The organism is Synechococcus sp. H55.9 (assembly GCF_047462355.1).
Lineage (GTDB): Bacteria > Cyanobacteriota > Cyanobacteriia > Thermostichales > Thermostichaceae > Thermostichus.
Map to the genome: position 1 here is coordinate 1 of NZ_JANSJB010000121.1, position 5,797 is coordinate 5,797.

5 protein-coding genes are annotated in these 5,797 nt (G+C 54.8%); all 5 read left to right on the forward strand.

All coding sequences use genetic code 11. The features are described from left to right. Positions 1–1,150: 1,150 nt before the first annotated feature. Positions 1,151–2,065: a radical SAM/SPASM domain-containing protein gene (locus NW857_RS11990; protein ID WP_414347537.1), complete on the forward strand. Its 915-nt coding sequence runs from the start codon at positions 1,151–1,153 to the stop codon at positions 2,063–2,065. Positions 2,066–2,074: 9 nt separating this feature from the next. Beyond that, on the forward strand, positions 2,075–2,848 hold the full coding sequence (locus NW857_RS11995) for a hypothetical protein (protein WP_414347534.1): 774 nt from the start codon (positions 2,075–2,077) through the stop codon (positions 2,846–2,848). A 13-nt stretch (positions 2,849–2,861) separates the two neighbouring features. Continuing rightward, a complete protein-coding gene (locus NW857_RS12000) occupies positions 2,862–3,665 on the forward strand; it encodes a phytanoyl-CoA dioxygenase family protein (RefSeq protein WP_414347532.1) in 804 nt (267 codons plus the stop codon). Beyond that, positions 3,662–4,450 (forward strand): TylF/MycF/NovP-related O-methyltransferase, encoded by a 789-nt coding sequence (locus tag NW857_RS12005; RefSeq protein ID WP_414347530.1) that lies wholly within the window; start codon positions 3,662–3,664, stop codon positions 4,448–4,450. Before NW857_RS12000 ends, NW857_RS12005 begins: the two co-directional genes overlap by 4 nt. A gap of 221 nt (positions 4,451–4,671) precedes the next feature. Continuing rightward, positions 4,672–5,797, forward strand: a 1,126-nt coding sequence (locus tag NW857_RS12010) for a class I SAM-dependent methyltransferase (RefSeq protein ID WP_414369062.1), incomplete at its 3' end; no start/stop codon positions are given.

Genomic DNA, 5,797 nt, shown 5'->3' on the forward strand with positions numbered 1-5,797 from the left:
ATCTGAAAGCAGCTTCTTCATCCAACTCCTCATCGAGAAGCTCAACCAAGACAACCAGCTTCCGACTTCACCCGCCGTCCGACCGCCGTGTCCTGGATCCCGGTGGACAACCGCTACTGCTTCCCGTGGTACGTCCACGTCAGGTGTAACGCCTGTTTGTCCACTCGGATATGCACCAGCGCCTTCTCAGTCATCTCGCACAGCCCTCAGCCTTGCGGCCTTTTTGCGGCTACTTTTCACCCCCAACTTACCCCATTCACCCCTAACTCAAACGCACCCTCGACTAAGGTTCGAGGCTGGAAGTGCTCATCTGGAGCAGGTTTTGCGGTTTGGTTCGGTGTTTGTTGCGTGGAAGCGGGCGGACGGAATCGAACCGACAACAGCAGTTTGGAAGCCAGCAGTTTTAAGTCGGCAAACGCTTGCTGCGTAAGGCTTTGCGGCGTTCCTTTAGTCTTGCGGGCAAGTTGCGGGCAGCAAGTCCTACTGACCAGATAAGCTTCAGAAGCCAAGCGTTGTTGCTGGAGAGGAATCGAACAAAGAGCTGGCCGCCTCCTTCGTTCTGACACACTTAGCCATACCGAACCTAGTCTGGCCTATCTTTCAGCGCAGCTCAACCTATTGCTGGCTGGGTCAACAAAACGCGCGGAGTGCCCCCCTGTATAGACGGTGGGAATGGACAGCGCCCCTAGATTGACTTTGGGTGTACCAGAGCACCGCCGCACGAAACAATACACTTAGAGTCAATCTGTACCGCTATCATGTCTGTGTCTGCTTGTGGTTTTGCGATAGAGAGGGACAGGGGGTCGGTGAGGGTTATGTTCGATGTTGCTACCAACCAGGGCTGGGAACCCGCCTCGTGAGTCTTGGATGCTTCAGCTCTACAGATATGGCTAGCGCCACGCTTTGCGAACGCAGACTCGGTACACAGGATGGACGCCGTCCCGCTGCCGCGAACGATGAAACAACTGGAGCAGGGGAAGAGACAAAAGCCTTGTCGTTAGGTAGGCGGGGAACCCCACCCACCCATGCACTGGGGTAGCTCATAACAGACACAGGCAGCAGCCTTCCCGCTAATGGTGCAGAGCCCCTACACTAGAGCTTGCGTGGAAGTGTTGTAATCAGTAGGGAAGATATTGCAGGAGAAAATTCCATGCTTCAAGAGAACGTTGAAATGAGCCCAATTCCGCCTAACTTACTGGACTATCAGAGAAGAGCTCTGGCCATGCGGGAGAGTTCATACATTGACTTTCCAGCCCACGTCCATCTGGAAACGATGGCGCGCTGCAACGCTGCCTGCAACTTTTGTCCCTATCCTTCGCTAGAAAGAAAAGGGACAAAGATGGACGATGCTCTCATAGAGAAAATCGTCAACGACCTTAAAGACATTCCACGTCTTCATCGCTTTCAATTAAGCCCCTTCAAGGTCAATGAGCCATTTTTGGATGCACGGATTTTTGATTTGCTTACGTACCTCCAGTCTGAGTTACCACACGCTACCATCACCTTGACTACCAATGCTTCGCTTATCAACGAGCGGATCTTGGAACGATTGACCCAGTTCCCCAATCTTGGCTACTTGTGGGTTAGTTTTAACGATCATCGCCCGAACGAATATGAGGCAACAATGAGGTTGCCCTATAGACGAACCCGCGAAAGCCTGGACATGCTGCACAAAGCAAAAGCTGAAGGACGTTTGCCAATGCGCATTGTGCTGTCGCGTGTCGGTGACGGCACGGCAGTTGATAAAGATTTTGCTGTCTGGGTAAAGACAACTTATCCCTTGTTTGAAGTGAGCATTTTTCCACGCACGAACTGGCTTGGCCAGGTTGACATGCCCCCTTCCGCAGTGCCGCCTGTAGCCTGCACCCGCTGGTTTGATATATCGATCACAGCAACGGGTGTAGTAGCCCATTGTTGCGCCGATGGCCAGGCACGCTACCCCATAGGCAACGTTCGGGAGCAGCATGTCCTCGACATCTACAACAGCCCAAGCTATCGCCGACTGCGCACAACAGTGGACAACCGTCTGCGTGTCGAGCCCTGCCGCCGCTGCAATTTTCTCTGAGAGAGATTTATGGCTATTACCGCCATCGAATACACCCTATTTCGCCAAATGCGGGAGCAAAACGCCATTCCACTTGGAGGAGACTGTTTGGAACTGGGCGAAGCCAACTGGTATGGCGACGTGGCTGTCGAGCAGCTTGGCCAAGACATTTATCGCTTTGCCAAAGAGGAAGAACGTACTGCCCTCTTCCGTCAGCTCGATGAAATAACTCAAGCCAAGCGCCCCGGAATGCTGTTCGAGATTGCCAAGATCTTTTGGCGCACCTTCTGGCAGCCGCGCTCCATGACGGCGGTGGATCTTCACGGCACCGAGACAGCTCTCAAGCTGGATCTCAATTTCCCTATTGAGTTGCCCCAGCGTTATGATGTTGTTTTTAACCTTGGCACAGCCAAGCACATCTTCAACATTGCTCAGGTAATGAAAACCATACACGACTACACACTGCCTGGCGGCTTGATGATCCATGGCCTGCCCTTTACTGGCTGGTTCGACCATGGTTTTTACAACGTGCAACCGACTTTTTTCTGGGATCTAGCTCAGGCAAATGGTTATACGATAATGGCTTATCTCTACGTCGAATACAACCCACTGAAGTTTGTGCAACTATGGAAACGGGAGGATATTCTCGAACTAGCCACCAAAAATCAGATTAGCCAAAATGCCCTGCTTTACTGCGTGCTGCGCAAGCCCGCTGAAGATCAACCGTTTTACTTTCCGATTCAGGGCTACTATGCTGGCACTATCTCCCAAGAGGCAGCACAGGCTTGGAAGACTCTACGATAAAAGGAGAGTGAACATGAAACAGCTCAGGGAGCAATTTACAGAACTCGGCTACTGCCATATCCCCCAGTTTATTTCGCCCGCCTTGCTAAATGAGTGGGCAGATGACCTGCACTGGCTGGTCGCCACCCAGCTTGAGCGGTTTGGCCTTTCAGCCAGTGAAGAAAGTGACCCTGTGCGTCGTTTGTCGCGCTCGCTCATTACTCTGTGGCGGGCCAAGCCGGAGGCACAGTCTTGGATTTATGAGGAGGTTAATCGTCGGCCTTGGATGTTTGAACTGGCAAGCAGCCGCTTGCTCACGAGTTGGGTTAGAGAGATACTGGGCAGCGAGCACATCGCCATCCATCCACGCCTGAACATGATCATGAACATGCCCGGCCACGAATGGCATGTTGCCCACTGGCATCAGGATCGTTTCTACGGCCCACAGCATCACGTAGTGGCCTACATTCCGTTACAGAATACCGGCGCCTTTAATGGTGGGTTGGTGGTTGCACCTGGCGAACACAAGCGAGGTCTGCTGCCCCACGCCTACGACGAGGCGCTGCGTGGAAAAAACAAGTGGATTACGCTTTTGCCAGAAGTCACCGCTTCCTTCAAAGAGCAGCGTCAGCTCGAACTAATGGCAGGTGACCTGGTTCTCTTCGACGGACTATTGCCGCACTCGGCCAACCTGAACCGCAGTGAAGATGTAAGATTTGCGGTTACGCTGCGCTATACCGATTTGACCGATCCTTTCTTCATTGAACGAGGCTGGCGCTGGCAAGATTTGGCGGAAGAAGGACTGAAAGCACTTGCAACCAAGGAGAATGCCCCATGAGCAGCACTAACCATCCCTTGAGCGGCATGATCCGCGAGTCATCCCGTCAAAGCGAAGCCAATATCAGGTGCCTGGCAGAACTGGAGCGCTACTGGGCCGAGAGCCCCGGCAGCGCCAACATCAAACTGGAAAATTTTACCAAATACGTCACGCGGGAAAGCTTAACGAAATTCTTGGCACGCGCCGAGGTGTTCCAGAAGCAACTGCACGTTCACGGTTCAGTTGTTGAGATGGGGGTTGCCCGTGGCGCAAGCCTCATGACCTGGTATCACCTGAGCTCGATTTTCGAGCCAACCAATTATCTGCGCGAGATCATCGGCTTCGATACTTTCACGGGTTTTCCAGAATTGTCTGCAGCCGATCTGGCAGGTCATCAGGTTTCCGAACATACCCGTCCCGGTGGTTTTGCCGTCGAAAGCGGCATGGCCAACGATATTCTGCGTGCCGCGTCCATCCACGATTTGACCCGCTTTCTTGGCCACCTACCAAAACTGAAGCTAGTCGAGGGCGATCTGCGTGTTACACTGCCCAAGTATCTTGAAGACAACCCCCATTTGGTTGTCTCTTTGCTGCATCTTGATGTCGACCTCTACGAGCCGACAAAACTGGCCCTGGAATTGCTCGTGCCGCGCATGCCCAAGGGAGCAGTGATCTTGTTTGACGAGCTCAACATGCGTCAGTTTCCAGGTGAGACGCTGGCGACGTTGGAGACGCTGGGCATCCGCAATCTCCGTCTGATCCGCTTCCCCTACGCGACGTGCATGTCATACGCCGTGCTTGAGTAAACTCCTCCACGGCTATAGCTTGCTTCCTTGAAGCGGTAGCCCTGCAAGGGCTGGTTTACAGCAGCTCCAGATGGGGCAATCAGGTTGGCGGCGTTGGACTCCCCATCCCCTTCCCAAGGCCTTTCTTGGCCGCCTGGACTGGGGTGGGGGCTAGCTTGCAGACTAGGGTCAGGGTTTGTTGCAGGGTAGTAGTACGATAGCCTCAGTGCTGCGTTTTTCTGATGACTCCCCTTTACTCCGACTCCTGCCCGGCATGTGGCGAAGTAGCGGCCCACCCTTTTTTTGACGGCGGGATGGCGCCGCTTGCCACCCTAGGCTGGCCGCGCACTGAACATGAGGCGCGGGCAATGCCCCGTTATCGGCTTGACTTTGTCCAGTGCATTGCCTGTGGCCATGTCTGGAATCGCGCCTTCTGCTATGAGGATGTTCCCTACCCCAGCCAGCCCAACCTCATGTTCAACGCCGGGATCCTGTGGAACCGGCACCTGGCACAACTGGCGGATGAGGCGTTGACCCGCCTGCCCCAGAAGCCAACAGTGGTTGAGATTGGGTGCGGCTGTGGTCACTTTCTGCGCGCGTTGGCTGCTTGTCGGCAAGGGCAGTACATCGGATTTGATCCCCACCAACCAGACGACTTCCCCCGCGACTTCCAGTTTGAGGCGCGGCTTTTTGAGCCGGTTGAGGATCTGCTGCGCATTCAACCGGATCTGGTGGTGATGCGCCACGTGCTGGAGCACTTTAGCCAACCAGCAGCTTTCCTGCAGCAGTTGGCGTGGGCTGCGAGTCAATGTGAGAAGACTGTACGCCTGCTTGTTGAAGTACCTTGTATTGACCGGGTCTTCTCTACAGGCCGATTGGTGGATTTTTACTACGAACACCCCCAGCAGTTCAGTACCGAGTCGCTACGTGCCCTGTTACAGCGCGTGGGTGCCATTGTGAGCCTGTGGCATGCCTACGATGGGGAAGTGGTGCTGGCCATCGTGGAGCTCTGGCTACCCCCCGACTGGCGGCTACGAGCAGAAGCAGCAGCCCAATTCCTGCAGCGCAGCCAAGCGGCCCGGCGCAGGATTGCGGCCCAGCTTCACGAGCTTGCCTGCAGTGGCCTGCGGGTTGCCATATGGGGAGGTACGGGGAAAGGGGCAGCCTTCATGCACCACTTTGGGGTTAGGGCCGAGCAGTTTCCCTTGGTCGTCGATTCGGATCCCAACAAGGTCGGCACTCATGTGCCCGGGGTGGGCCAGAGAATTGTGAGCCGAGAGGAACTGGTCAAGCAGCCGCCAGACGTGGTCATCATTCCGACGCAATGGCGCGCTGCCGACATTGTGACAGAGATGGCCAGCCTTGGGA